Here is a 22,762-nt window from a genome sequence, read left to right as displayed (position 1 = left end):
ATGTCTTAATACTCTTTGCCGGTGACGCGGCTGCGGTAGCTGTCCCAGTCGAAGATGACGTACAGGCTGTTGCCCAGCTTCATGCGGTCCATCACCCGCTCGCCCAGCAGGCGGGTCATCTCGTCGATATTGTGGTTCGTCAGCATACCGGTGGGGCGTTTTGACGACGAACGGCGATCGACAATCTGGTTGATGATCACTTTTTCGTAGCGGGATTCGGTCTGGACGCCGATCTCGTCGATCACCAGCAGATCCACGTTACTTAAATCATTCAGCAACTGCTCTTCGCTGGTTTCGCGGTTGCTGAAGGTGTCCTTCATGGCTGACATGATGTCGGCCACGGTGATAATCAGCACTGATTTCCCGCGCAGCAGCAGCTCGTTGCAGATAGCGGCCGCCAGGTGATTTTTCCCGGTGCCGGGCTTGCCGCTAAAGATGAAGCTGGCGATGTTGCCGTCAAATTCATCCACGTACTGGCGCGCCTGGTTAAGGGCGTTCATCTGCCCCTGCGATTCGACCTTATAATTGTCGAAGGAGCAGTTCTGGTGCAGGGGGCGAATGCCCGAGCGGTTAAAGGTGCGCTGCATTTTCATCGCGCGGTTTTCGCGGGCGAGGGCAGCCGCACGGATTTCACCCTGCTCTTTTTGCCACGCCAGCAGCTCTTCACCGGTGGTGAAGGCGGGCTTCACGTTAGCTGGCATCATCTTCTGCAAACGTTTCATCAGGTCGCCGACGTTTTTCATTTCGCACCTCGGAATCCATCAGGAATTTTTTTGTCCGGTTCTGAAAAGGCATTGATATCACGTTTTGGCTGGCCGTTGGTGCTGGCGCGGTTGATTTGCAGGCTGCGCGCAAGCTTTTGCTGCCACTGAACGTGGTGGAATACTTTCCCTTCAGCCTGCCAGTAAGCGGTAAAGGCCGCCAGCTCTTCCGGCGTCGCGGGCTGCGAGAGGGCTATTCCCCATAAGGCCGCCTGGCGCTGAAAATCGGCATCCGGCTGCCAGCCAGCGTACATGGGAAATTTCCCCATCGGCACGGTCACCGGGGCGCTGGTGGGTTCGTCAAAAAACTGATTATCCAGCATAACGTCACTTGCCGGACGCGAGAGCCTCGCTTCAATGTCCAGAAGCTGCGCCAGACGTTCCGGCGTGACCGCATAAAACGCCGGGGCGTTGTCGGCAAATACCGCGAGCGTGCCGCCTTCGGCGCGCGTCAACGCACCGCGAGGGTCGCGCATAAAGGCATCAATGCCAGCAATGCTGGTGGTCAGGATTCTGGAGGACATAACACTTTCTCAACTGATTACTACGGGCGTGATTGAGGGTTATGGTAGCACAGAGAGAGGGGAGGTAAGGAGAGGATTTCCCCGGTAGCGCAGCGCCACCGGGGCAACAATTACAGGCGCTGTTTACGCGATGATGTTGAGCGTCACGTCGATATTGCCGCGCGTTGCGTTAGAGTACGGGCATACGATGTGGGCGGCATCCACCAGCTTTTTGGCTTCCGCAGCGTCCATCCCTTCAACGTGGATGTTCAGCTTCGCTTCGATACCGAAACCGGTTGGCAGCGGCCCGATCCCCACTTCGCCTTCAATAAAAGCGTCTTTTGGCAGGGCGAATTTGTCGCGGGCTGCAACGAACTTCATCGCGCCCAGGAAGCAGGCAGAGTAGCCCGCCGCGAACAGCTGCTCAGGGTTAGTGACTTCTCCCCCCATGCCGCCCATCTCTTTTGGCACGCCCAGCTTGACGTCCAGGACGCCATCGGAAGAGGTTGCGCGACCGTCACGGCCTCCGGTTGCTTTGGCTTTGGCAGTGTAGACAACTTTTTCTAAAGACATGGCAGGTTCCTCATCTTGTGTTTAAGTGTGCTATTAAATAGCGCGCGATGTATATGGTTAAAAATAGACGCGTAAAGTATAGCCTTACGCGCGATGCAGCTGTTGGCGCAGCAGTTCGAGCTGTTGTTTAAGTGCCAGCATGGTGTCGGTATCACACTGCGCGGCGCAGCCCACGGCATGCGGGATCGTCACGGCCTGCTGTTGCAGATCCCGACCCGCGTCGCTCAGGGTGACGGCAACCTGACGTTCGTCCTGACGGGAGCGCTGGCGGGAGATCAGTCCTGCGCTTTCCAGGCGTTTCAGCAGGGGCGTCAGCGTGGCAGAATCCAGAAACAGCCGCTCGCCAATGTCCGACACCGTAATATCATCCTGCTCCCACAGCACCAGCATCACCAGGTATTGCGGATAGGTCAGGTTAAGCGGTGCCAGCAGCTGCCGGTACAGCTTGTTAAGCGCCAGGTTTGCCGAATAGAGGGCAAAACAGAGCTGGTTATCCAGCAGAAGCGCATGAGTGGTGTCGTTCGTTTTTGTGTCCATGAAATGAATATAGATAGTGCGCGATACAATTGCAAGCGATTTTATTATACACGCGGACGTTTACGGTAAAGCCATAATCCGGGTATCGACAGACCGATTGAGAGCGCGCCCACAATCGACGAGGCCTTGAGGAAGTTGCTCAGGAGCAGAATCATTTGAGGTTCGCTGTAGCCAAAGTGGCTGATTTTTACGGCGGAAATCATTGCCGTATAGGCCGAAATGCCCGGGAACATAGGAATGACTGCCGCCACGGTGAACACCTTCGGGTGTGCCAGATACCAGCGTGACCACTGGATACCGATGCTGCCGACCAGCATGGCGGCGATAAACGTCGACCATTCGATATTAAAGCCCGCGGTCATCATCACCATACGCGAGCCGTGGCCAATGGCGCCGAGCAGCGCGCACCAGGGTAACGCACGCTGTGGGACGTTAAACACCATCGCAAATCCAACGGCGGGAAGGGCTGCCAGAAGCATGTCCTGCGCCAGTGCGAGCAGAAAATCTATCACGCCCATCCGCGTAACCCCCACATCGTCATTGCCATGACCACCCCGATACAGGTTGCCAGCGTCAGCAGGCTGGCTATCGCCCAGCGCGCCAGACCGGTGTTGATATGGCCTTTAAACATATCGGCGACCGCGTTGATTAAGGGAAAACCCGGCACCAGCAGCAATACGCTGGCGGCCATCGCAACCGTAGGCGTGCTGGCGAAGACGGGCTGGCGTAGCAGCAGACCGGAGACGGTTGTCGCCACAAAGGCCGTAATGCAGAAGTTAATCTGCGGATGCAGCTGCCTGTGCGTCAGAAGCTGGCGGACGTACATCGCGATGCTGCTGGCAAAGAAAGTCACCACCGCGCCGTCCCACCCACCGTCGTTGAGCTTACAGAAGCAGGCGCAGGACAGCCCCACCATCAAAACAACCAGCCAGCGCGGATAGCGCAGGGGGTTGATTTGGTTGAAACGTTTTTCTATCTCCCGGAGATCGAGCAGCTTGTGTTCGGCAAGGATCACGATGTGCTGCACTTCCGTTACCACGTGCATGTTAATGCCGCGATCGTGATTTTTACGCGTGGAGGTCAGGCACTGTCCGTCCTTAATGGTGGTCAGCACAATGGCATTTGACGAGATGGAACTCTCAACGCTGTCCATCCCCAGCGCCAGCCCGAGGCGCGTGGAAAGTTCTTCAACAAGGGCGCTTTCGGCTCCGTGCTGTAAGAGAAAAAGCCCGCACTGAATACATAGCCGCGTTGCGGCACGCTGCGTAGACCGATCTGCCTGCATGAAACGCCCTGAAAAGAAGAGAGATTGCTTACTTTTAACACAAAGTGCGGTGCCCGTTGTGCTGGGCCAGATCAAGATTTGTGCGATTGGCAGCGCGTCTGAAGTCGGGAAGAGAAAGCGTATTTTATTTATTTAATGAATATAAACGAAGAACATATATAAACAGTATATTAAGTATTTCTAATTTCATATTGTCGATATTTTCAGGTGCTTTTAATTAAATATTTATGGTCTTTGTGCGATATTAAGCCTGTATTGGGCGTTTCATAACCCATGTGACATATTTTAGAAATTGCGAGTATTAAGCCATTTTGTACTCAGGGATGCAGACGTGTTTAACCTCGTAGGGTTTTCACGTTATTAAATTAATGTATTAAAGACATGGAGGGTCTATGTTGCCATTGAATGGTAAACACGGAGTTGTGATCAGTAGAGTACCCGTAATGCAAAATGGGTTAGGGGGCGTCATGACGCGCCATTTTCCCGATTTTGAGATCACGTACTGCCGTTCGATGCAGGAGTTGACGCTACTCCAGCTGCGTCGCGCTGGGGTCGTTATTGCCGATATTTCGGGTGAATATCGTAATCCGCGTGGCACGCTTGAGCAGTATTATGGATTAATGAATCAGTACCGGGATATTCACTGGATTTTCCTTGTCTCGCGACCTCTTTATCCGCTTGCGGTAGAGCTTCTTATGCGCCCGGAAAGCACGCTGCTTTCGGATATGGAACCAATTGAAGGCGTTATTAACGCTATTCGCGCGGGCAGTGAACGTGCCGAGCGAATAAGCCAGACGTTATTAATACCAGAAAATCCTGATATTGAAGAAGAGAGTGAGCAAACGATCGCGCTCACCTACTCTGAACGTAAGGTGTTGCGTTTATTAGGTAAAGGTTGGGGAATCAACCAAATAGCCACGCTGCTGAATAAAAGTAATAAAACGATCAGTGCACAGAAAAACAGTGCAATGCGCCGCTTATCATTGCGCAGCAATGCCGATATGTACGCGTGGATAAGCAGTACTCAGGGTATGCGAGAACTCAGTTTAATGTCGGCTTATGGAGAGTTTGAGGAATGGAAAAGACCACTGCAACAAAACATATCGCCGTCATCGAAAGTTGCTCAATGAGTGCTGTGGGGCTGAGGCATCTCTTTGCGATGCCCGCCCTGAGCCATTACCAGGTGCATTTGTTTAGCAGATTCGACAGCTTCAAAGCGGCGCTCTCGGAAATCTCATTCTTTGCGGTAATTTATTCATTGTCTGATGAGCGTGAGGAGCGGCGAAACTGTCTGGCCTGTTTGCGGGATCTCACCTTCACCCACAGCGACGTCCAGCGTATCGTGCTGGCTTCGGATGAAATGGAGGCGAGGCTGGTCAGCCATCTTTCGCCTTCTCGCTTACATGGGATCATCAGTAAATCGGTTCCGCTAAAGCACTTATTGGAGGGGCTGGAGACACTGCTCAGCGAAACACATCAGGTGAATGACAACGTGTTTAATCATTGGTATGTGAGCCAGAATCGCATGCTAAGCCCAACCGAAAGAGCCATTCTGCGCTATATGTCATCGGGTTTTTCGATCCCTGAAATAGCGGCACAGCTTGAACGCAATATTAAAACCATTCGGGCGCATAAATTTAACGCAATGGTAAAGCTGGGCGTCAATTCTGACGTGGGATTGCTGGATGCGGCGGATATCCTGGCGCATCTTCCCGTCAGGGAAGTGCGTCGTTCCGCTCTCACCGTTCCTTCATTCTCTTAGCGTTAAGAGGTGCGCCAGAGTGCTTCTGGCGCAACGTTCAAATACAGACATCAACCCATTTTGCTGCGGTCAGTTCCGCCATTCTGTCGGGCGAGATACGTACCGCGCTGTGGATGGCACCCGCTGCGGGTAACACTTCCGCATACTGTTTTAATGTGATGTCACAGTACACAGAGAGAGGGTTTTCCAGCCCGAAAGGGCAAACGCCGCCCACAGGATGACCCGTCAGGGTGACGACCTCATCGCTGCTGAGCATGCGGGCTTTTGCACCGAATGTCTCTTTGAGCTTTTTGTTATCAAGACGCGCATCGCCTTTTGCGACCACCAGAATCACGTCATTTTTAATCTTCAGTGATAGCGTTTTGGCAATCTGGCCGGGTTCAACGTTGTGCGCGGCAGCAGCAAGTGCAACAGTCGCTGTGCTTTGATTAAGCTCAATGATCTCTATATCCGGAGCGTGTTCGGCGAAAAACTGCTGTACAGACTGCAAACTCATTGATTCCTCCTGACAAATATCCTGCGTAATCTGTCATAAGAATTTAGTCGCTGTAAATATCCCTTAAGTAACAAATATTGGTCAGGGTCGATTTCTGGATCGTCTTCACATTCACAGAAACCGGTTACAGTAACCGGTTGCAGAGCGTGATGCAGAGATTAATACTGAGGGTGTAACTTCCCCTGTATCTAATAATAAGAGCTAATTATGAAACCATTCCGTTTGAGCAGTACCGCGGGTACACGATCCGGCAAGGTTGTGACGCTGAATTATGGAACAACGTGTGACGTGAGAACGTCCGAAACGAACGTCTGACAGGAGATCTGCTATGTCTGCCAACCATGCTGCATTTAATCTGATTTTCCGCTTCGTTGAGAATTACGTCAGCCCCGTTGCCGGGCGGATCTCTTCTCAGCGTCATGTGATGGCGATTCGCGACGGGTTCATCTCGGCGATGCCGTTTATGATCGTGGGTTCGTTTTTGTTAGTGTTCGCTTATCCTCCTTTTTCGCCTGATACCACCTGGGGTTTTGCCCGTGCCTGGCTGGATATGGCGAAGCAGTTTGAAGGACAAATTCTGACGCCGTTTGATATGACGATGGGCGTGATGTCCCTTTATATCTGTGCGGCTATCGCCTACAACCTGGGCAAACATTACGTTAAAACCCATCAGTTGGATCCTTTCATGTGCGCCATGCTGTCGCTAATGGCGTTTTTGCTGGTGGCGGCTCCTAAAACCAAAGGCGCTTTGCCGGTCGATAGCCTGGGAGGGACCGGGATTTTCACCGCGATTCTGGTGGCGATTTATTGCGTTGAGATGATGCGTTTTCTGAAGGCACACAACATCGGGATCCGCCTGCCGGACCAGGTTCCGCCGATGATCAAAAACTCGTTTGACCTGCTGATCCCGGTACTGGTGGTGGTATTGACGCTTTATCCGCTGAGCCTGCTGATCCAGTCGCAGTTCGGCATGCTGATCCCGCAGGCCATTATGTCGATCTTTAAGCCGCTGGTCTCTGCGGCTGACTCGTTGCCTGCCATCCTGCTGGCGGTGCTGATTGGCCACCTGCTGTGGTTTGCCGGGATACACGGCGCAGCGATTGTCTCCGGGATGCTGCAAATGTTCTGGCTGACCAACCTGGGGGCGAACCAGACCGCGCTGGCCGCGAGCCTGCCTTTGCCACACATCTTTATGGAGGCCTTCTGGACGTTCTTTATCGTTATCGGTGGGTCAGGCGCGACGATGGGGCTGGTGTTCTGCTACCTGCGCAGCCGCTCCGCGCACCTGCGTTCGATTGGCCGCCTCAGCGTGGTGCCGAGCATATTCAACATCAATGAACCGGTGATTTTTGGCACGCCGATTGTGATGAACCCGGTGTTCTTTATTCCTTTCCTGCTGGCACCGATGGTCAACGCCGTGCTGGCCTGGGCAGCGATGAAGTTTGATCTGATTGGTCGCGTGATTTCCGTGGTGCCGTGGACGGCGCCGGCGCCGGTTGGTGCGGCCTGGGCGCTGGGCTGGGATTTCCGCGCCGCCATTCTGGTGCTTGTCCTGGCCTGCGTTTCCGCCATTATCTATTTCCCGTTCTTCAAGGTGTACGAGAAGCAGCTGCTTCAGCAGGAAGCGGAAGAAGCACAGCGTAACGGGGAAGAGGAAAATCAGCAGATAGCGTAGGTAAAAGCAAAACGGCAACGCAGGTTGCCGTTTTTAGTGTTTGTTGCTTCTCCCCCGTGGGTGAGGGCAACAGGCCGGGCCAAACTACTTAAGCGTACAATCGCCGCACTGCTGCACGTCCGGCAGACGGTAGCGCTGACAGCAAGTACGACGCACCAGAAGTCCCTCACGCGGAACGACGGTGCGGTAAAGAGGGTTATCCCGTCCATTCGAAAGCTGTTTGGCAAAGAAACAGCTCTGACGCAGCGCATCCACTTTTTCGTCGCCGAGCAGCGGCTTCATCTCCGTCAAATACCAGTGGATAAGATATCCGGTATTACTCCAGATCAGTTTGCCGTTAATCTCTCCGGTCGCTTCCAGGGCATCCACTACCGGAATCAGCGCGCGCGTAATCAGCGATTCCATACGCGCCTGCGCAGACAGGTGCATCGCGCTGCGATCCTCATGCACGTCAATCCAGAAACAGGCAGCGCGCCCGGTTTCATGAAATTCGACGTGGAAATGCTCCGAAGAGAGATCAAGCATGGTTTCCTGGGTCAACAATGCCATCATGATCGGCGGCACCATCAGCCCGATGTACCACTGAGCCCAGAGGGAAAGCAGCGGTTTGTTTTCCCGCGCAAGCGTAGGCTGATTACGGTAGATATGATCGGAATAGGTCGCCAGAAGAGAGCGCAGCTCGGCAGGACGTTGCCACTGGGACAGCGTCAGAGCATGATGCGGGGGGGCTTCATCCAGCTTGATGAAATCCAGAAGATGGGCGCGCGTTACGGCGATTTTTTCCCGAATGGCGTCCGCAAGCGTCGTCTCCCCGGCGGAGAGTGGAGCGCGCCAGAGCAGGGGCTCAACGATGTGTGCAGTACGAGTCGCCATAGTGTGGATTACAAATCTAAATGATAATGATTGCCAATCCTAACTATAGATAAAACCGAGCGCAAGAGATTTATCCCGGCTCTGTGAGGGGGGTCAGGCGATATGCAGCTCTTCGCTCATCAGAATGCTGTTACGTCCCATGTGCTTGGCTTCATAGAGGGCTTTATCGGCTTTCGCCAGCGCACCCTCAACGTCTTCACCTTCGTACAAGGCAATCCCAATACTGATGGTCACGTTAGTGGCCACGCTTTCGTTAAACATGTGGGGGATTTTTAGATCGTAAACTTTCTGGCGTATGCGTTCTGCCGTCTGGCGTGCTTGCTCCAGCGGGATGTTACTCAACAGAACCATAAATTCTTCCCCGCCAAACCGGGCGACCACGTCGCGTGAACGCACTGCATCGCGGATCGCTGCCGAGACCCGGATCAACGCCTGATCGCCCATCATATGGCCGTAATGATCGTTATAGGCTTTAAAATGGTCGATATCCATCAGCAGCACGAAGTGCTCGCCGCCGTCGGGCGTGGGGAGATTCTCCAGCCGGCTTTGCAGCCCGCGACGATTATACAAGCCGGTCAGCGGGTCCATCATGCTGAGATCTGTCAGGGTTTCGCGCTCCTCCAGCAGCTCAGAGAGCAGCTCCTGAGCGAAACGGTCGTTGCGCCGCTGGATCACGTGATGAATGCCAATGGCGACCATGGGCAGCGCGAAGAAATAGGTCATTCTCAGCCAGTTTTCGGCGGGGCTTAACCACAAGCAGATAATAAACGCGGGTAATGAATGTAGCGTAAATGCTTTGATATTACTGGCAAACGCCAGAGCCCCTATAAAAAGCACCGTTAAAAGCGCCATCATTAAAAACGGCGCGCGATCGTGCGTGATAACCAAAAATTTAGAGACGATCTGCCAGGACCATAAAAAGCCGAAAATCGCGGAAACTGCGGGAATATTTATTTTCCGCGCGCTGTTTTTCCAGTGCCAGATGAGTAAGCTCGTGCTGATAGTCAATACGGCAACCAGAGGCACCGATAACACGCGCACGGAATAGAGCGGGTTTGTTATCGAGAACAGCGCTGAGGCGGCATTCAGAAATAAAAATAAACGTAAAGATAACTGATATTTCTTGTTGACCAAAGACAGCCAGGATTGTGATGTCATATGCGTGCGTTTTTATTAAAACTCAATTAAAACAATGCGCCAGGCGTTATTTATTCGTTATGGATGCAAGGAAATTGAATTCTTATTATCAGAAAAACTTTATAGAAAGTTAACAGGTGTGCAATTTATCACCTTACACATTCTCTGTCATTATGGGAAAGCGAATGTCGAGGCAATTTGTGCCCGCGCATGCTGACAGGTGATAATTATTATCATATGATATTGGTTATCATTATCAGTGCGAGAGGATAAACCATGTTGAGCAAAGCGCTGGGAAGTGGGTGGGGGATATTACTGCCTGGTGTCATCATTGGCGGCCTGACGTTTGCCGATCTCTCCATTGACGTCTGGAAGGCGATCATTGTTTCAGGGCTGCTGGTGACGTCTGCGATGATCTGGCATAAACAGCTTCGGCATTACGTGCTGCTGCCATCTTGCGTTGCGCTGGTCAGTGGAATACTGGTGATTTTGATGAGTCTGAAATAGCCGGGAAAAACAAGAGGTACTGCCGGAGGGATGTAAGATAATTGGTGCGAGGGGGGGGACTTGAACCCCCACGTCCGTAAGGACACTAACACCTGAAGCTAGCGCGTCTACCAATTCCGCCACCTTCGCATACCATCGACACTGTAAAAGTATCGTAACCACGGAGGCGCATTCTAGATGTTTTCAGCTTTACGTCAACAGAAAATTGCGCACGTTGTTTTGATTGCTGCAAAAATGGGCGATGGCAGCGTCAGCCATCGCCGGACAAAGGCGGGGTTTACTTTTTCGCCTGGCGCGTCATTACGGTGCGATACACCTTAAAGCGGCCCGTCTGGGCGATCACCTCGTGGAAGCCAAAGGTTTCATCCAGCACTTTCGGATAGGCCAGGAAGGCGTTCGCCACGATACGCAGCTCGCCGCCGCTGTTAAGGTGACGGGTTGCGCCACGGATCAGCGTTTGCGCCGCTTCAAGGCTGGTCTCCATCCCGTCGTGGAACGGCGGGTTAGAGATGATCATATCAAAGCGGCCGGTCACGTCGGAGAAGACGTTGCTGGCAATAACGTCGCCTTCGATACCGTTCGCCGCAAGCGTGGCGCGGCTGGCTTCCACCGCCGGAGCGCTCACGTCACACAGGGTTAAACGCACCTTCGGCGAGTGGCTGGCGAGAACCGTTGACAGCACGCCCGCGCCACAGCCAACGTCCAGCACCTTGCCTTTGGTGTGCGGCGTCAGGGTGGACAGCAGCAGCTTGCTGCCTGTATCGAGCGCGTCACGGCTGAATACGCCCGGCAGCGTTTTGATGGTGAGGCCGTCGAGCTGATACTCGTCCCAGAAGGTGTCGGCATCAAAGGTTGTCTGTTTTTCCAGACGGCCATGATACAGGCCGCAGCGACGGGCGCTGTCGATTTTCGTCAGCGGCGCGTAGGCTTCGAGCATCTGCTCTGCGCTACGCACTCCGCTGCGGTTTTCACCGACGACGAAAATATCGCAGCCGACCGGCAGCAGAGAAAGCAGGTTCATCAGCTGGAACTGGGCTTCCGGTTTGTTCTTCGGCCAGTAGTAAATGAGCGTATCGCAGTCAGCAATATCGCTCTGCTCCGCCACCAGGCTAAAGCGCGCGCGCTCGCCCATCTGGCGGCTCAGCACCTGCCAGTGGTGGTAGTACTGGGTGTGGGCACGGCTTTCAGCACAGTCGAAACGCGCGGGCAGGTCATCCTGCATATCTCCGGCAAACAGAATACGGCTTTCTTCGAAATCATCACTGTGACGCAGCAAGACTTCACTTGCCGGGGTAAATGCAGACATGAATTGTTCCTCAATAAACTCAGGCGGGGATTATAGTAGGTAGATGGCGCAGTTTCGACACATTTGCTATATTTGCGCGCCTGAGAGACAGGAGTTTTCGCTATGACATCCCGACGAGACTGGCAGTTGCAGCAGCTGGGCATTACCCAGTGGGCTTTGCGTCGCCCGACGGCGTTGCGGGGCGAAATCGCCATCTCCATCCCGGCGCATGTCCGCCTGGTGATGGTGGCAGACGCGCCGCCTGCACTGAATGAACCCCTGATTGAGGATGTCCTTCGCAGCCTGAAGGTGACAAACGATCAGGTATTACAGCTGGCGCCCGAAAGCGTCGCGATGCTTCCCCCTGACAGCCGCTGTAACAGCTGGCGAATCGGGGCGGTGGATGAGCTACCCCTTGAAGGCAGCCAGATCAGCTCGCCAGCGCTGGACGAACTGAAAGCCAACCCACAGGCGCGTAGCGCGCTATGGCAACAAATTTGCGAATATGAACACGATTTCTTCCCTCACGACGGCTGACCTGACCACCGCGTTCGCGATTGAAACCCGCGCCCATGCCTTTCCGTGGAGCGAAAAGACGTTTGCCAGCAATCAGGGCGAACGCTATTTAAATCTGCGCCTGGACGTGGACGGCACCCTGGCCGCGTTTGCCATTACGCAGGTTGTTCTGGACGAAGCGACGCTGTTTAATATCGCGGTCGATCCCGCTTTCCAGCGCCGCGGGTTGGGCAGAGAACTGCTTGAGCACCTCATTCGTGAGCTGGAAACCCGTGACGTTTTCACTCTGTGGCTGGAGGTGCGCGCGTCTAATGTCGCCGCCATCGCACTTTATGAAAGCTTAGGCTTTAACGAGGCGACCATCCGCCGTAACTACTACCCCACCGCAGAGGGACGTGAAGACGCCATTATCATGGCTCTGCCGATTGGATAACGAAAATAAGGTTGTAACGATGAAATGGGACTGGATTTTCTTTGATGCCGACGAAACGCTGTTTACATTTGACTCGTTCGGCGGCCTACAGCGGATGTTTCTCGACTATAGCGTGACCTTCACCGCTGAAGATTTTCAGGACTATCAGGCGGTGAATAAACCGCTGTGGGTGGACTACCAGAACGGAGCCATCACTGCGTTACAGCTTCAGCATCAGCGTTTTGACGCGTGGGCGGAGCGGTTAAAAGTCAGTCCAGGGGCGCTGAACGAGGCGTTCCTGAATGCGATGGCGGATATCTGCGCGCCGCTGCCCGGCGCCGTTTCCCTTCTGGATTCGCTCAAAGGAAAGGTGAAGCTTGGGATCATCACCAACGGCTTTACCGCGCTTCAGCAGATCCGCCTTGAGCGTACCGGTCTGCGCGATCATTTCGACGCGCTGGTGATCTCCGAGCAGGTGGGCGTACCGAAGCCGGATCCGCGTATTTTCGATTATGCGCTGGTGCAGGCTGGCAATCCTGACCGCGATCGCGTGCTAATGGTGGGCGATACCGCAGAATCTGATATTCTGGGTGGTATGAGATCGGGTCTGTCGACCGTCTGGCTGAACGCGCATGGTCGCGAGCTGCCGGAAGGCATCGAGCCGACATGGACCGTCACGTCATTGAACGAACTGGAGCAGCTCCTGTGTAAACAATGATTGCCTGCCCCCTGTTGATGGGTAAAATAGCCGCATTTTTCGTATTCCATGATGCGCGGCCTGCTGCCGCGCCTACCTAAGAAGAATTGATTATGACGTTGTCTCCTTATCTGCAAGAGGTGGCCAAACGCCGCACTTTTGCCATTATCTCGCACCCGGATGCCGGTAAAACGACCATCACCGAGAAGGTGTTGCTGTTCGGACAGGCGATCCAGACCGCGGGTACCGTTAAAGGCCGTGGCTCCAGCCAGCATGCAAAATCTGACTGGATGGAGATGGAAAAGCAGCGTGGTATTTCGATTACCACCTCCGTGATGCAGTTCCCGTATCACGACTGCCTGGTGAACCTGCTGGACACCCCGGGGCACGAAGACTTCTCCGAAGATACCTACCGTACCCTGACGGCGGTGGACTGCTGCCTGATGGTGATCGACGCCGCGAAAGGTGTTGAAGATCGTACCCGCAAGCTGATGGAAGTGACCCGTCTGCGCGATACGCCGATCCTCACCTTTATGAACAAACTTGACCGTGACATCCGTGATCCGATGGAGCTGATGGATGAAGTGGAAAACGAGCTGAAGATCGCCTGCGCGCCCATCACCTGGCCGATTGGCTGCGGCAAGCTGTTCAAAGGGGTTTATCACCTCTATAAAGACGAAACCTACCTGTACCAGACCGGTAAGGGCCACACCATTCAGGAAGTCCGTATTGTAAAAGGTCTGGACAACCCGGAGCTGGACGCCGCCGTCGGTGAAGAGCTGGCCGCCCAGCTGCGCGATGAGCTGGAGCTGGTGCAAGGCGCCTCTCACGAGTTCGACAGAGAGCTGTTCCTGAGCGGTGAAATTACCCCGGTCTTCTTCGGTACCGCCCTCGGCAACTTCGGCGTTGACCATATGCTTGACGGTCTGGTTGAGTGGGCCCCGCAGCCGATGCCGCGCAAAACCGATACCCGTGAAGTCGAAGCGAAGGAAGAGAAGTTCTCCGGCTTCGTCTTTAAAATTCAGGCCAACATGGACCCGAAACACCGCGACCGCGTCGCCTTTATGCGCGTAGTGTCCGGTAAATACGAGAAGGGCATGAAGCTGCGTCAGGTGCGTATCGGCAAAGACGTAGTGATCTCCGACGCGCTGACCTTCATGGCGGGCGACCGTTCGCACGTGGAAGAAGCCTATCCGGGCGATATCATTGGTTTGCACAACCACGGTACCATTCAGATTGGCGATACCTTCACGCAGGGCGAAATGATGAAGTTCACCGGTATCCCGAACTTCGCGCCGGAACTGTTCCGCCGCATTCGCCTGCGCGATCCGCTGAAGCAGAAGCAGCTGCTGAAAGGCCTGGTTCAGCTTTCCGAAGAGGGGGCTGTACAGGTGTTCCGCCCAATCGCCAACAACGATCTGATCGTGGGCGCGGTGGGTGTGCTTCAGTTTGACGTGGTGGTTGCCCGTCTTAAGAGCGAGTACAACGTGGAAGCGATTTACGAATCGGTGAACGTGGCGACCGCGCGCTGGGTTGAGTGTTCAGACGTGAAGAAATTCGAAGAATTTAAGCGTAAGAACGAAGTTCAGCTGGCGCTGGATGGCGGCGATAATCTGACCTATATCGCCCCAACCATGGTGAACCTGAACCTGACGCAGGAACGTTATCCTGACGTTCAGTTCCGCAAAACGCGCGAGCATTAATTCCCTCTCAGAGCACGGCAGCCGCCGTGCTCTTCTTTAATTCCTGTGTTATTAAACCCTTGCGGAATGTTCTTAATTCAACGCAATTTTTCGCTATTCGTTCGTTTTTTCCCCAATTCTGAATGCACCCCCGTAATTGTGATCTATATTTAACTCAGTGTTTAGCACCGGGCATGGATGAATTAACTGTTCAATGCATGTCCACTGGTTCTCCATTTCGCCCGTGTGTTAATTCGCAATATATAAAACCAAGATTTAGGGAAGTATGTCGCCCAAATAACGGGCAAAACACAGGAATAAATCGATGAATATGACAAGACTGAAGATTTCTAAAACTCTGCTGGCTGTAACGTTGGGTAGTGTCCTGGTAAGCGGTTCTGCTCTGGCGGAAACCAGCACCATGGATAAAGCGCAAAATACCGCCAATACCGCAGGGGAAAAAATCGATAGCTCTATGAATAAAGTCGGTAATTTCATGGATGACAGCTCTATCACAGCAAAAGTGAAAGCCGCACTGGTGGATCATGAATCCATTAAGAGCACCGATATTTCTGTTAAAACCGACAACAAGGTTGTCACCCTGAGCGGTTTCGTTGAAAGCCAGACCCAGGCCGAAGAGGCCGTTAAAGTGGCCAAAGGCGTTGAGGGCGTAAGCTCCGTCAGCGACAAACTGCACGTACGTGACAGCAAAGAGTCTTCGGTGAAGGGTTATGCCGGAGATGCAGCAACTACCAGCGAAATCAAAGCTAAACTGTTAGCGGACGACATCGTGCCATCCCGTATGGTGAAAGTTGAAACCACCGATGGTGTGGTCCAGCTGTCCGGTACGGTTGAGAACCAGGCACAAAGCGATCGTGCTGAATCAATTGCGAAAGCGATTGATGGTGTGAAAAGCGTTAAAAATGATCTGAAAACGAAGTAAAGCAGCACCACTCGCCCGTCTGGCTTAAAGCCGCGGGCGAAATAAAAACGACTCTGGAAAAACGCCGGTGAGTGGCCTGAGCGCTCACGTTTAGCGGCCGACATTAACTATGGTAAAGGAGAGGCTTATGTTTCGTTGGGGCATTATATTTCTGGTTATCGCGTTAATTGCCGCCGCATTGGGCTTTGGTGGACTGGCGGGTACCGCGGCATGGGCAGCGAAAATTGTCTTCGTCGTCGGTATTATTCTGTTCCTGGTGAGCCTGTTTACGGGTCGACGTCGCCCGTAGCAAACGCAATATTCATTAAACAAACTCAAGCCAGTCCTCGTGACTGGCTTTTTCTCGTTTGAGAACCGGCAGGGATCTGCGTTACTGTGTCTGAACTTAATAATGAAAACAGGAAGGCAGAGGTGGGGCAGCGAATTCCCGTGACGCTCGGCAATATTGCGCCGCTGACGTTAAAACCATTCTATGCAGGCCAGCTTGCGCTGGTCTGTGAAGGGGGCGGACAACGCGGTATTTTCACAGCAGGTGTGCTGGACGAATTTATGCGCGCTGAGTTTAACCCGTTCGATCTCTATTTCGGCACCTCTGCCGGGGCGCAGAATCTCTCTGCCTATGTCTGTAACCAGCCCGGCTATGCGCGCAAAGTGATTATGCGCTACACCACCTCCAAAGCGTTCTTCAACCCGGTACGTTTCGTGCGCGGCGGGAACCTGATCGATCTCGACTGGCTGCTGGATACCACCTCCAGCCAGATGCCGCTGGCCATGGATACCGCTTCACGACTGTTCGATACCGGAAAAGAGTTCTGGATGTGCGCCAGCCGCGGCGACGACTATTCGCCGGGTTACTTTTCGCCGCAGAAAGAGAACTGGCTGGATATCATCCGCGCCTCCAGCGCGATCCCCGGTTTCTACCGCACCGGCGCGCTGCTTGAGGGGATCAGCTATCTTGATGGCGGTATTAGCGACGCGGTGCCGGTACAGGAGGCGGCGCGGCGCGGGGCGAACACCATTGTGGTGATCCGCACGGTGCCTTCGCAGATGTATTACACCCCACAGTGGTTTAAGCGTATGGAACGCTGGCTGGGCGACAGCAGCCTGCAACCGCTGGTAAATATCGCAAAGCAGCATGAAACGACCTACGGCGCGATGCAGCGCTTTATTGAAAAACCCCCGGGCAAGCTGCGCATCTTTGAAATTTATCCGCCTAAGCCGCTGCTGAGCATGGCGCTGGGCAGCCGGCTGCCTGCGTTGCGTATGGACTACAAAACGGGGCGGCTGTGCGGGCGTTACTTCCTGGCGACCGTCGGGAAAATGCTGGCCGAGCAACCGCCTCTTCATCGGCATAAAAGCATCATATTGCCGCCCGCCGTTGTGGCCAATGACGCGGTGGCGATGCCGCTGGTGGATGCGCCGCAGGCCAACGATAGCCTACTCGATAACGAGGATCTGGCGTGACGCACTGCTTTATCGATACCCATTGCCACTTTGATTTTCCCCCGTTTAGCGGTGAGGAAGCAGTAAGTATCGCGCGCGCGGCTCAGGCCGGCGTGAGGGCCATTATTGTCCCGGCTATTGAGGCGGCGAGATTTGAGAACGTCCTGGAACTTGCCCGCGTTCACGATGCGCTGTACGCCGCGCTGGGTCTGCATCCGATCGTGATTGAGCACCATCTTGATGAACATATCGACAGGCTGGATGCCACGCTGCAAAACGCAGATAAGAAGCTGGTTGCCATCGGAGAGATCGGCCTCGATCTCTATCGTGAAGATCCGCAGTTTGAACGCCAGCAGACGATCCTGGATGCGCAGCTCCGGCTGGCAAAGCGCCACGATCTGCCGGTGATCCTCCACTCCAGACGTACCCATGACAAACTGGCGATGCACCTGAAGCGCATCGATTTGCCGCGCACGGGCGTGGTCCACGGTTTCGCCGGCAGCCTTCAGCAGGCGCAGCGTTTTATCGGGCTGGGCTATAAGATTGGCGTCGGCGGCACCATCACCTATCCGCGAGCCAGCAAAACCCGCGACGTGATGGCGCAACTCCCCCTGTCTTCGCTCCTGCTGGAAACGGATGCGCCTGACATGCCGCTGAATGGTTTTCAGGGCCAGCCCAACCGCCCGGAGCAGGCGGCGCGCGTTTTTGACGTGCTGTGTGAACTGCGTCAGGAGCCTGAAGAGGTGATTGCCGGCGCGCTGCTGGAAAATACGCGCGCGGTCTTTGGCATCACGCTATAGATAAAGGGCCGGGCGGATCACCGTAATGTGCTGCTGCTCCAGCGCCCGCACCAGCGGCTCGACGTCCTCCGGCGTGGCGCTCCGCCATCGTGCCGCCTCCCCGTAAACACCATGGGCATGAAACGCGTTGATCCGCACCGGAACCTTCCCTAAGGAGTGGATAAAAGCGGTCAGCGATGGCAGATGTTGCAGATAATCACACCGATCGGGGATCGCCAGCAGGCGCAGCTCCGTCAGGCGATGACGATCGGCCAGCCAGCGTATGCTCTGCTTGATCAGCGGATTTTCGCGCCCGGTCAGAAAACGGTGATGCTCATTGCCCCAGGCTTTCAGATCCACCATCGCGCCGTCAAACACCGGTAGCAGCTTTTGCCAGCCGGTTTCGCTTAACAGGCCGTTGCTGTCTACCAGGCACGTCAGATGGCGCAGGGACGGATCGGCTTTGATCGCGGTGAACAGCGCCACCACAAACGGCAGCTGTGTGGTGGCTTCACCCCCGCTGACGGTCACGCCCTCGATAAAAGGCGCGGATGTGCGGACCCGGGCGAGGATCTCCTCGACGCTGTAGCGCTGCGCCATCGGCGTCGCCTGCTGCGGACACAGGTGCAGACAGGTGTCGCACTGCTGACAGTGACTCTCCTGCCACCAGACGCGCCCGGCCTGAAGAGTCAGCGCGTCATGAGGGCAGTGAGGAACGCACTCGCCGCAGTCGTTGCAGCGCCCTATCGTCCACGGATTGTGGCAGGTTTTGCAGCGCAGGTTACAGCCCTGGAGGAACAGCGCCAGGCGGCTACCCGGTCCGTCCACGCAGGAGAAGGGGATGACCTGACTAACTAAAGCGCATCTGCTGTTCATGGCTAATCACGCGCGGCTGACGTTCCAGAATACGGGTATTGCGCGCGGCCTCCTCGCCGAGCCAGGTAGTGTTGGTGCGCGATCCTTCCTCGCGGTATTTCTCCAGATCCGACAAGCGAACCATATACCCGGTAACGCGTACCAGGTCGTTTCCGGCCACATTCGCGGTGAACTCACGCATACCGGCATTGAACGCCCCCAGGCACAGCTGCACCACCGCCTGAGGATTGCGTTTGACTGTCTCATCCAGGGTAAGAATATCGCTGATCCCCGAGTGATAGTGTTTATGGTGCGGCGCTACGGCGAGCAGGTGGCTGATGGGATCCGGCTCGTCACCGTACGGCAGACGCGCCCCCGGCGTGGTGCCCGAATCGGAGCTGATGCCTGACTGGGCATGCAGCATTGCGCGATGCTGCCAGCCGTGTTTCACCGGCGTGTTTTCAACAAACGCCGCAAGCTGTTCACTGATGCGGTAGCCCAGCGCATTGGCCTGCTCGCTTTTACCGTACCGTCCCGCTATGCCTGCTTTCTCGCACAGCACGTTCACCGCTTCGGCCAGGCCGTACATGCCAAACATCGGCACAAAACGATCGGCATCAATCAGCCCCTCTTTCACCAGGAAGCTATTCTCAAAGAAGCCGGACTGCTCATATAAAAAATCGCAGCGCGCATCGATTATTGCGATTTGCTGCTGACAGTAGTGGGGCAGGGTACGGGTGAAAAAGTCTTCCGGGGAGTGGCTGTGCTCCGCGATCGCTTTCAGGTTAAGGCGCACCAGCGTGCTGCCGCCGCCCGCGAGCGGCAGGGAGTTGTAACAGCTCACCACGCCATAGCGACCTTTTGTGAAAATTTTATCATTTACCGGACCGTTGGAAATATGCGGCTTGCTGCACTCACAAATGTTTTTCGCCACGCTCAGCAGCAAATCGTCGGGGGTAACGTCCGGGTCGTAGATAAAGGTCAAATTCGGTGCAACCTGCTTCAGTTCAGCATCTGCGCGCAGAATGGCGCGGGTGACGGGCGTATCCGCCGGGCCGATATTGGCATGCATAAAGGCGTCTGGCAGGGTGCGGTCCAGATAGCGCCAGAAACGTTTTATTCGGCTATCGATTTCATCCTGTGTTAGAATTTTAACATAAGGGCTGAGGATTTCATCAAGCTGGCCCAGATAGACCGGCATGGACGTGACGGACGGAACGTGGTGGTAAAGGATAGTGAGCAGCGAGAGGGCATCATCCAGATCGTTCGCCCCTTCCAGCTCCAGCCATTCTGAACCGTTAGCCAGGAATTTAGCGTAATCCGGCAGCACGTAGCGCGGTTTGTAAGGCGCATGGCCTTCGAACATGTCGCAGATAAATCCCTCATCCAGCGCGGCGCGTGCCGCCTCTGGCAGAGCGGGATAGGGCAGATTGTTTTCCGCTTCCAGCGCCAGAAAATGACGTTTTTGTTCCGGGGTTAACACCGGGCTTGTCACAATGTGCTGGCATCGTTGTTGCAGGGCGTCGGGCATGTTCAACTTCCTTGAGGGTTCTGCGGATGGTGAACGAATTGTAGAAAGCCAGCCCGTTGGCGCTTTTGATCCGACAGGGGGTATCGCTGCTTTAGTCAGCGGTTGACGCATGAAAATTTGAAGAAGATCTCATTACAGTAATGCAAATTTGCACACAGTTTTCATTAACTGTGATGAATGTCGAAGTGTAGAGGCGGGTGAATGTTAGAATACTCACAGACCCGCAAGGTAAAATTGATACGGCACTGCCGTTGGAGAATGTTATGACCGATTTAACTGCAAGCAGCCTGCGCGCGTTGAAGCTGATGGACCTGACCACCCTGAACGATGACGACACTAATGAAAAAGTCATCGCCCTGTGCCATCAGGCGAAAACGCCAGTGGGTAACACCGCCGCCGTTTGTATCTACCCGCGCTTTATCCCGATTGCCCGCAAAACGCTGAAAGAGCAGGGCACGCCGGACGTGCGCATTGCAACCGTGACTAACTTCCCGCACGGCAATGACGACATTGAGATTGCGCTGGCGGAAACCCGCGCGGCGATTGCCTACGGCGCAGACGAAGTTGACGTGGTCTTCCCGTACCGCGCGCTGATTGCCGGCAACGAGCAGGTTGGCTTTGACCTGGTGAAAGCCTGTAAAGACGCCTGTGCGGCGGCAAACGTGCTGCTGAAAGTGATCATCGAAACCGGCGAGCTAAAAGAAGAAGCGCTGATTCGTAAAGCATCTGAAATCTCCATCAACGCTGGCGCAGATTTCATCAAAACCTCTACCGGTAAAGTGCCCGTCAACGCCACGCCGGAAAGCGCGCGCATCATGATGGAAGTCATTCGCGATATGGGCGTATCCAAAACCGTTGGCTTCAAACCTGCGGGCGGCGTACGTACCGCCGAAGACGCGCAGCAGTTCCTGGCGATTGCCGACGAACTGTTTGGCGCTGAGTGGGCTGACTCCCGCCACTACCGCTTCGGCGCGTCCAGCCTGCTGGCCAGCCTGCTGAAGGCGCTGGGTCACGGCGACGGTAAGAGCGCAAGCAGCTACTGATTGCCAGACAATGCCGGATGACGCTTCGCTTATCCGGCCCACAGGATCGTAGGGCGGGTAAGCGTAGCGCCACCCGCCACAACTCCCCCGATTCCGCATGGAGGTTACCGTGTTTCTCGCACAAGAAATTATTCGTAAAAAACGTGATGGTCTTGCTTTAAGCGACGAAGAGATCCGCTTCTTCATCAACGGCATTCGTGACAACACCGTCTCAGAAGGGCAGATTGCTGCCCTGGCGATGACCATTTTCTTCCACGATATGTCGATGCCTGAGCGCGTGTCGCTGACCATGGCGATGCGAGATTCAGGAACCGTTCTGGACTGGAAAAGCCTCAACCTCAACGGCCCGATTGTGGACAAACACTCCACCGGCGGCGTGGGGGATGTGACTTCGCTGATGCTCGGCCCTATGGTGGCAGCCTGCGGCGGTTACGTTCCCATGATCTCCGGGCGCGGCCTGGGCCACACCGGCGGTACGCTCGACAAACTGGAAGCCATTCCGGGCTTCGATATCTTCCCGGATGACAATCGCTTCCGCGACATTATTAAAGACGTTGGCGTGGCGATTATCGGCCAGACCAGCTCTCTTGCGCCGGCAGACAAGCGTTTTTACGCGACGCGCGATATTACCGCCACCGTAGACTCCATTCCGCTGATCACCGCCTCTATCCTCGCCAAAAAACTGGCGGAAGGGCTGGACGCGCTGGTGATGGACGTGAAGGTGGGCAGCGGCGCGTTTATGCCGACCTATGAACTCTCTGCTCAGCTTGCCGAAGCGATCGTTGGCGTCTCCAACGGCGCAGGCGTGCGCACCACCGCGCTGCTGACCGACATGAACCAGGTGCTGGCGTCCAGCGCCGGTAACGCGGTTGAAGTGCGCGAGGCCGTGCAGTTCCTGACGGGTGAATACCGCAACCCGCGCCTGTTCGACGTCACCATGGCGCTGTGCGTGGAGATGCTGATTTCCGGCAAGCTGGCCAAAGACGATGCGGAAGCCCGCGCGAAGCTTCAGGCGGTGCTTGATAACGGCAAAGCGGCGGAGATCTTTGGCCGTATGGTGGCGGCGCAGAAAGGCCCGACCGACTTCGTGGAAAACTATGCGAAATACCTGCCAACCGCGATGCTCAGCAAGGCGGTCTACGCGGACAGCGAAGGTTTTGTCTCCGCCATGGACACCCGCGCGCTCGGCATGGCTGTCGTGTCTATGGGCGGCGGTCGTCGTCAGGCATCGGACACCATTGATTACAGCGTCGGCTTTACCGATATGGCCCGTCTGGGCGACAGCGTTGACGGTCAACGTCCGCTGGCGGTGATCCACGCGAAGGACGAAGCCAGCTGGCAGGACGCGGCGAAAGCGGTGAAAGCGGCAATATCTCTTGACGATAAAGCACCGGAAACCACACCGACGGTCTATCGTCGTATCACTGAATAGCGGTATACTGATCTGATCGCATTTTTATGAAGCAC

Annotated in this window: 26 protein-coding genes and 1 tRNA gene; 14 read left to right on the top strand and 13 right to left on the bottom strand. The window is 55.0% G+C overall.

Annotated elements, in window-relative coordinates:
- Positions 1-5: 5 nt before the first annotated feature.
- From dnaC to A3466_RS12075, 6 genes are all read right to left on the bottom strand, one after another.
- Entirely contained in the window at positions 6-743 is a 738-nt protein-coding gene (dnaC, locus tag A3466_RS12100; RefSeq protein WP_063450743.1) for a DNA replication protein DnaC, read from the bottom strand.
- On the bottom strand, positions 740-1,285 hold the full coding sequence (gene dnaT, locus A3466_RS12095) for a primosomal protein DnaT (RefSeq protein WP_063450742.1): 546 nt from the start codon (positions 1,283-1,285) through the stop codon (positions 740-742). The genes dnaC and dnaT overlap by 4 nt, the downstream gene beginning before the upstream one ends.
- Before the next feature lie 123 nt (positions 1,286-1,408).
- Entirely contained in the window at positions 1,409-1,837 is a 429-nt protein-coding gene (locus A3466_RS12090; protein WP_003856578.1) for an organic hydroperoxide resistance protein, read from the bottom strand.
- Positions 1,838-1,921: 84 nt separating this feature from the next.
- Positions 1,922-2,374 (bottom strand): MarR family winged helix-turn-helix transcriptional regulator, encoded by a 453-nt coding sequence (locus A3466_RS12085; protein ID WP_063450741.1) that lies wholly within the window; start codon positions 2,372-2,374, stop codon positions 1,922-1,924.
- Between the two features lie 44 nt (positions 2,375-2,418).
- A complete protein-coding gene (locus tag A3466_RS12080) occupies positions 2,419-2,892 on the bottom strand; it encodes a threonine/serine exporter (protein WP_063450740.1) in 474 nt (157 codons plus the stop codon).
- Positions 2,883-3,659 (bottom strand): threonine/serine ThrE exporter family protein, encoded by a 777-nt coding sequence (locus A3466_RS12075; protein ID WP_063450739.1) that lies wholly within the window; start codon positions 3,657-3,659, stop codon positions 2,883-2,885. Before A3466_RS12075 ends, A3466_RS12080 begins: the two co-directional genes overlap by 10 nt.
- Before the next feature lie 392 nt (positions 3,660-4,051).
- Here A3466_RS12075 and A3466_RS12070 point away from each other — a divergent pair, with 392 nt between their 5' ends.
- Together A3466_RS12070 and bglJ are read left to right on the top strand one after the other, a co-directional pair.
- Positions 4,052-4,789 (top strand): helix-turn-helix transcriptional regulator, encoded by a 738-nt coding sequence (locus A3466_RS12070; RefSeq protein WP_063450738.1) that lies wholly within the window; start codon positions 4,052-4,054, stop codon positions 4,787-4,789.
- Positions 4,786-5,421, top strand: coding sequence for a DNA-binding transcriptional activator BglJ (gene bglJ, locus A3466_RS12065; protein WP_063450737.1), 636 nt, complete (start codon positions 4,786-4,788; stop codon positions 5,419-5,421). Before A3466_RS12070 ends, bglJ begins: the two co-directional genes overlap by 4 nt.
- A gap of 37 nt (positions 5,422-5,458) precedes the next feature.
- Here the strand turns inward: bglJ and A3466_RS12060 are convergent, their stop codons facing one another.
- Complete coding sequence (locus tag A3466_RS12060) at positions 5,459-5,917, bottom strand: YbaK/EbsC family protein (RefSeq protein ID WP_003856572.1); 459 nt, start codon at positions 5,915-5,917, stop codon at positions 5,459-5,461.
- A gap of 328 nt (positions 5,918-6,245) precedes the next feature.
- Between A3466_RS12060 and A3466_RS12055 the strand changes: the two genes are divergently transcribed.
- Positions 6,246-7,592 (top strand): PTS sugar transporter subunit IIC, encoded by a 1,347-nt coding sequence (locus A3466_RS12055; protein WP_063450736.1) that lies wholly within the window; start codon positions 6,246-6,248, stop codon positions 7,590-7,592.
- Between the two features lie 84 nt (positions 7,593-7,676).
- Here the strand turns inward: A3466_RS12055 and fhuF are convergent, their stop codons facing one another.
- Both fhuF and A3466_RS12045 read right to left on the bottom strand, forming a co-directional pair.
- Entirely contained in the window at positions 7,677-8,465 is a 789-nt protein-coding gene (gene fhuF, locus A3466_RS12050) for a siderophore-iron reductase FhuF (protein ID WP_063450735.1), read from the bottom strand.
- A gap of 93 nt (positions 8,466-8,558) precedes the next feature.
- Entirely contained in the window at positions 8,559-9,623 is a 1,065-nt protein-coding gene (locus A3466_RS12045; protein ID WP_063450734.1) for a GGDEF domain-containing protein, read from the bottom strand.
- A gap of 255 nt (positions 9,624-9,878) precedes the next feature.
- Between A3466_RS12045 and A3466_RS12040 the strand changes: the two genes are divergently transcribed.
- Positions 9,879-10,109: a DUF1435 domain-containing protein gene (locus tag A3466_RS12040; protein WP_063450733.1), complete on the top strand. Its 231-nt coding sequence runs from the start codon at positions 9,879-9,881 to the stop codon at positions 10,107-10,109.
- A 42-nt stretch (positions 10,110-10,151) separates the two neighbouring features.
- On the opposite strand, the gene A3466_RS12035 is transcribed toward A3466_RS12040, so the two are convergent.
- Together A3466_RS12035 and rsmC are read right to left on the bottom strand one after the other, a co-directional pair.
- Positions 10,152-10,238 (bottom strand) — tRNA-Leu (locus A3466_RS12035).
- Positions 10,239-10,386: 148 nt separating this feature from the next.
- A complete protein-coding gene (rsmC, locus tag A3466_RS12030) occupies positions 10,387-11,415 on the bottom strand; it encodes a 16S rRNA (guanine(1207)-N(2))-methyltransferase RsmC (RefSeq protein WP_063450732.1) in 1,029 nt (342 codons plus the stop codon).
- A gap of 102 nt (positions 11,416-11,517) precedes the next feature.
- Between rsmC and A3466_RS12025 the strand changes: the two genes are divergently transcribed.
- From A3466_RS12025 to A3466_RS11990, 8 genes are all read left to right on the top strand, one after another.
- Positions 11,518-11,931, top strand: coding sequence for a DNA polymerase III subunit psi (locus A3466_RS12025; RefSeq protein ID WP_063450731.1), 414 nt, complete (start codon positions 11,518-11,520; stop codon positions 11,929-11,931).
- A complete protein-coding gene (gene rimI, locus A3466_RS12020; RefSeq protein WP_063450730.1) occupies positions 11,900-12,343 on the top strand; it encodes a ribosomal protein S18-alanine N-acetyltransferase in 444 nt (147 codons plus the stop codon). The genes A3466_RS12025 and rimI overlap by 32 nt, the downstream gene beginning before the upstream one ends.
- A 19-nt stretch (positions 12,344-12,362) precedes the next feature.
- The gene (gene yjjG / locus A3466_RS12015; protein WP_063450729.1) at positions 12,363-13,040 is read left to right on the top strand and encodes a pyrimidine 5'-nucleotidase; all 678 of its coding nucleotides are present in this window, start codon (positions 12,363-12,365) and stop codon (positions 13,038-13,040) included.
- Between the two features lie 92 nt (positions 13,041-13,132).
- Positions 13,133-14,722 (top strand): peptide chain release factor 3, encoded by a 1,590-nt coding sequence (gene prfC, locus A3466_RS12010; protein ID WP_063450728.1) that lies wholly within the window; start codon positions 13,133-13,135, stop codon positions 14,720-14,722.
- Between the two features lie 304 nt (positions 14,723-15,026).
- The gene (gene osmY / locus A3466_RS12005; RefSeq protein WP_063450727.1) at positions 15,027-15,644 is read left to right on the top strand and encodes a molecular chaperone OsmY; all 618 of its coding nucleotides are present in this window, start codon (positions 15,027-15,029) and stop codon (positions 15,642-15,644) included.
- Between the two features lie 127 nt (positions 15,645-15,771).
- Entirely contained in the window at positions 15,772-15,933 is a 162-nt protein-coding gene (locus A3466_RS12000) for a DUF1328 domain-containing protein (RefSeq protein ID WP_003856556.1), read from the top strand.
- A gap of 122 nt (positions 15,934-16,055) precedes the next feature.
- Entirely contained in the window at positions 16,056-17,108 is a 1,053-nt protein-coding gene (locus A3466_RS11995; protein WP_063450726.1) for a patatin-like phospholipase family protein, read from the top strand.
- Positions 17,105-17,887 (top strand): TatD family hydrolase, encoded by a 783-nt coding sequence (locus A3466_RS11990; protein WP_063450725.1) that lies wholly within the window; start codon positions 17,105-17,107, stop codon positions 17,885-17,887. Before A3466_RS11995 ends, A3466_RS11990 begins: the two co-directional genes overlap by 4 nt.
- Here A3466_RS11990 and A3466_RS11985 read toward each other — a convergent pair.
- A complete protein-coding gene (locus A3466_RS11985) occupies positions 17,882-18,742 on the bottom strand; it encodes a YjjW family glycine radical enzyme activase (RefSeq protein ID WP_063450724.1) in 861 nt (286 codons plus the stop codon). The genes A3466_RS11990 and A3466_RS11985 overlap by 6 nt on opposite strands.
- Positions 18,717-20,252, bottom strand: coding sequence for a YjjI family glycine radical enzyme (locus A3466_RS11980; protein WP_063450723.1), 1,536 nt, complete (start codon positions 20,250-20,252; stop codon positions 18,717-18,719). The genes A3466_RS11985 and A3466_RS11980 overlap by 26 nt, the downstream gene beginning before the upstream one ends.
- A gap of 263 nt (positions 20,253-20,515) precedes the next feature.
- Between A3466_RS11980 and deoC the strand changes: the two genes are divergently transcribed.
- Together deoC and deoA are read left to right on the top strand one after the other, a co-directional pair.
- The gene (deoC, locus tag A3466_RS11975) at positions 20,516-21,295 is read left to right on the top strand and encodes a deoxyribose-phosphate aldolase (RefSeq protein ID WP_063450722.1); all 780 of its coding nucleotides are present in this window, start codon (positions 20,516-20,518) and stop codon (positions 21,293-21,295) included.
- Positions 21,296-21,404: 109 nt separating this feature from the next.
- Positions 21,405-22,727, top strand: a complete 1,323-nt coding sequence (deoA, locus tag A3466_RS11970; protein WP_063450970.1) for a thymidine phosphorylase — start codon at positions 21,405-21,407, stop codon at positions 22,725-22,727.
- Positions 22,728-22,762: the final 35 nt, after the last annotated feature.

The organism is Enterobacter genomosp. S (genome assembly GCF_001631805.1).
In the GTDB taxonomy this organism is placed as follows: Bacteria; Pseudomonadota; Gammaproteobacteria; order Enterobacterales; family Enterobacteriaceae; genus Enterobacter; species Enterobacter quasihormaechei.
The sequence above is the reverse complement of the archived record's forward strand: the minus strand, read 5'-3'. Positions and strand labels throughout refer to the sequence as shown.

What these genes read in the sequence shown, in the direction of transcription:
- dnaC (WP_063450743.1), bottom strand. Translation starts at nt 743, where the DNA reads ATGAAAAACGTCGGCGACCTGATGAAACGTTTGCAGAAGATGATGCCA.
- dnaT (WP_063450742.1), bottom strand. Translation starts at nt 1,285, where the DNA reads ATGTCCTCCAGAATCCTGACCACCAGCATTGCTGGCATTGATGCCTTT.
- A3466_RS12090 (WP_003856578.1), bottom strand. Translation starts at nt 1,837, where the DNA reads ATGTCTTTAGAAAAAGTTGTCTACACTGCCAAAGCCAAAGCAACCGGA.
- A3466_RS12085 (WP_063450741.1), bottom strand. Translation starts at nt 2,374, where the DNA reads ATGGACACAAAAACGAACGACACCACTCATGCGCTTCTGCTGGATAAC.
- A3466_RS12080 (WP_063450740.1), bottom strand. Translation starts at nt 2,892, where the DNA reads ATGGGCGTGATAGATTTTCTGCTCGCACTGGCGCAGGACATGCTTCTG.
- A3466_RS12075 (WP_063450739.1), bottom strand. Translation starts at nt 3,659, where the DNA reads ATGCAGGCAGATCGGTCTACGCAGCGTGCCGCAACGCGGCTATGTATT.
- A3466_RS12070 (WP_063450738.1), top strand. Translation starts at nt 4,052, where the DNA reads ATGTTGCCATTGAATGGTAAACACGGAGTTGTGATCAGTAGAGTACCC.
- bglJ (WP_063450737.1), top strand. Translation starts at nt 4,786, where the DNA reads ATGAGTGCTGTGGGGCTGAGGCATCTCTTTGCGATGCCCGCCCTGAGC.
- A3466_RS12060 (WP_003856572.1), bottom strand. Translation starts at nt 5,917, where the DNA reads ATGAGTTTGCAGTCTGTACAGCAGTTTTTCGCCGAACACGCTCCGGAT.
- A3466_RS12055 (WP_063450736.1), top strand. Translation starts at nt 6,246, where the DNA reads ATGTCTGCCAACCATGCTGCATTTAATCTGATTTTCCGCTTCGTTGAG.
- fhuF (WP_063450735.1), bottom strand. Translation starts at nt 8,465, where the DNA reads ATGGCGACTCGTACTGCACACATCGTTGAGCCCCTGCTCTGGCGCGCT.
- A3466_RS12045 (WP_063450734.1), bottom strand. Translation starts at nt 9,623, where the DNA reads ATGACATCACAATCCTGGCTGTCTTTGGTCAACAAGAAATATCAGTTA.
- A3466_RS12040 (WP_063450733.1), top strand. Translation starts at nt 9,879, where the DNA reads ATGTTGAGCAAAGCGCTGGGAAGTGGGTGGGGGATATTACTGCCTGGT.
- rsmC (WP_063450732.1), bottom strand. Translation starts at nt 11,415, where the DNA reads ATGTCTGCATTTACCCCGGCAAGTGAAGTCTTGCTGCGTCACAGTGAT.
- A3466_RS12025 (WP_063450731.1), top strand. Translation starts at nt 11,518, where the DNA reads ATGACATCCCGACGAGACTGGCAGTTGCAGCAGCTGGGCATTACCCAG.
- rimI (WP_063450730.1), top strand. Translation starts at nt 11,900, where the DNA reads ATGAACACGATTTCTTCCCTCACGACGGCTGACCTGACCACCGCGTTC.
- yjjG (WP_063450729.1), top strand. Translation starts at nt 12,363, where the DNA reads ATGAAATGGGACTGGATTTTCTTTGATGCCGACGAAACGCTGTTTACA.
- prfC (WP_063450728.1), top strand. Translation starts at nt 13,133, where the DNA reads ATGACGTTGTCTCCTTATCTGCAAGAGGTGGCCAAACGCCGCACTTTT.
- osmY (WP_063450727.1), top strand. Translation starts at nt 15,027, where the DNA reads ATGAATATGACAAGACTGAAGATTTCTAAAACTCTGCTGGCTGTAACG.
- A3466_RS12000 (WP_003856556.1), top strand. Translation starts at nt 15,772, where the DNA reads ATGTTTCGTTGGGGCATTATATTTCTGGTTATCGCGTTAATTGCCGCC.
- A3466_RS11985 (WP_063450724.1), bottom strand. Translation starts at nt 18,742, where the DNA reads ATGAACAGCAGATGCGCTTTAGTTAGTCAGGTCATCCCCTTCTCCTGC.
- A3466_RS11980 (WP_063450723.1), bottom strand. Translation starts at nt 20,252, where the DNA reads ATGCCCGACGCCCTGCAACAACGATGCCAGCACATTGTGACAAGCCCG.
- deoC (WP_063450722.1), top strand. Translation starts at nt 20,516, where the DNA reads ATGACCGATTTAACTGCAAGCAGCCTGCGCGCGTTGAAGCTGATGGAC.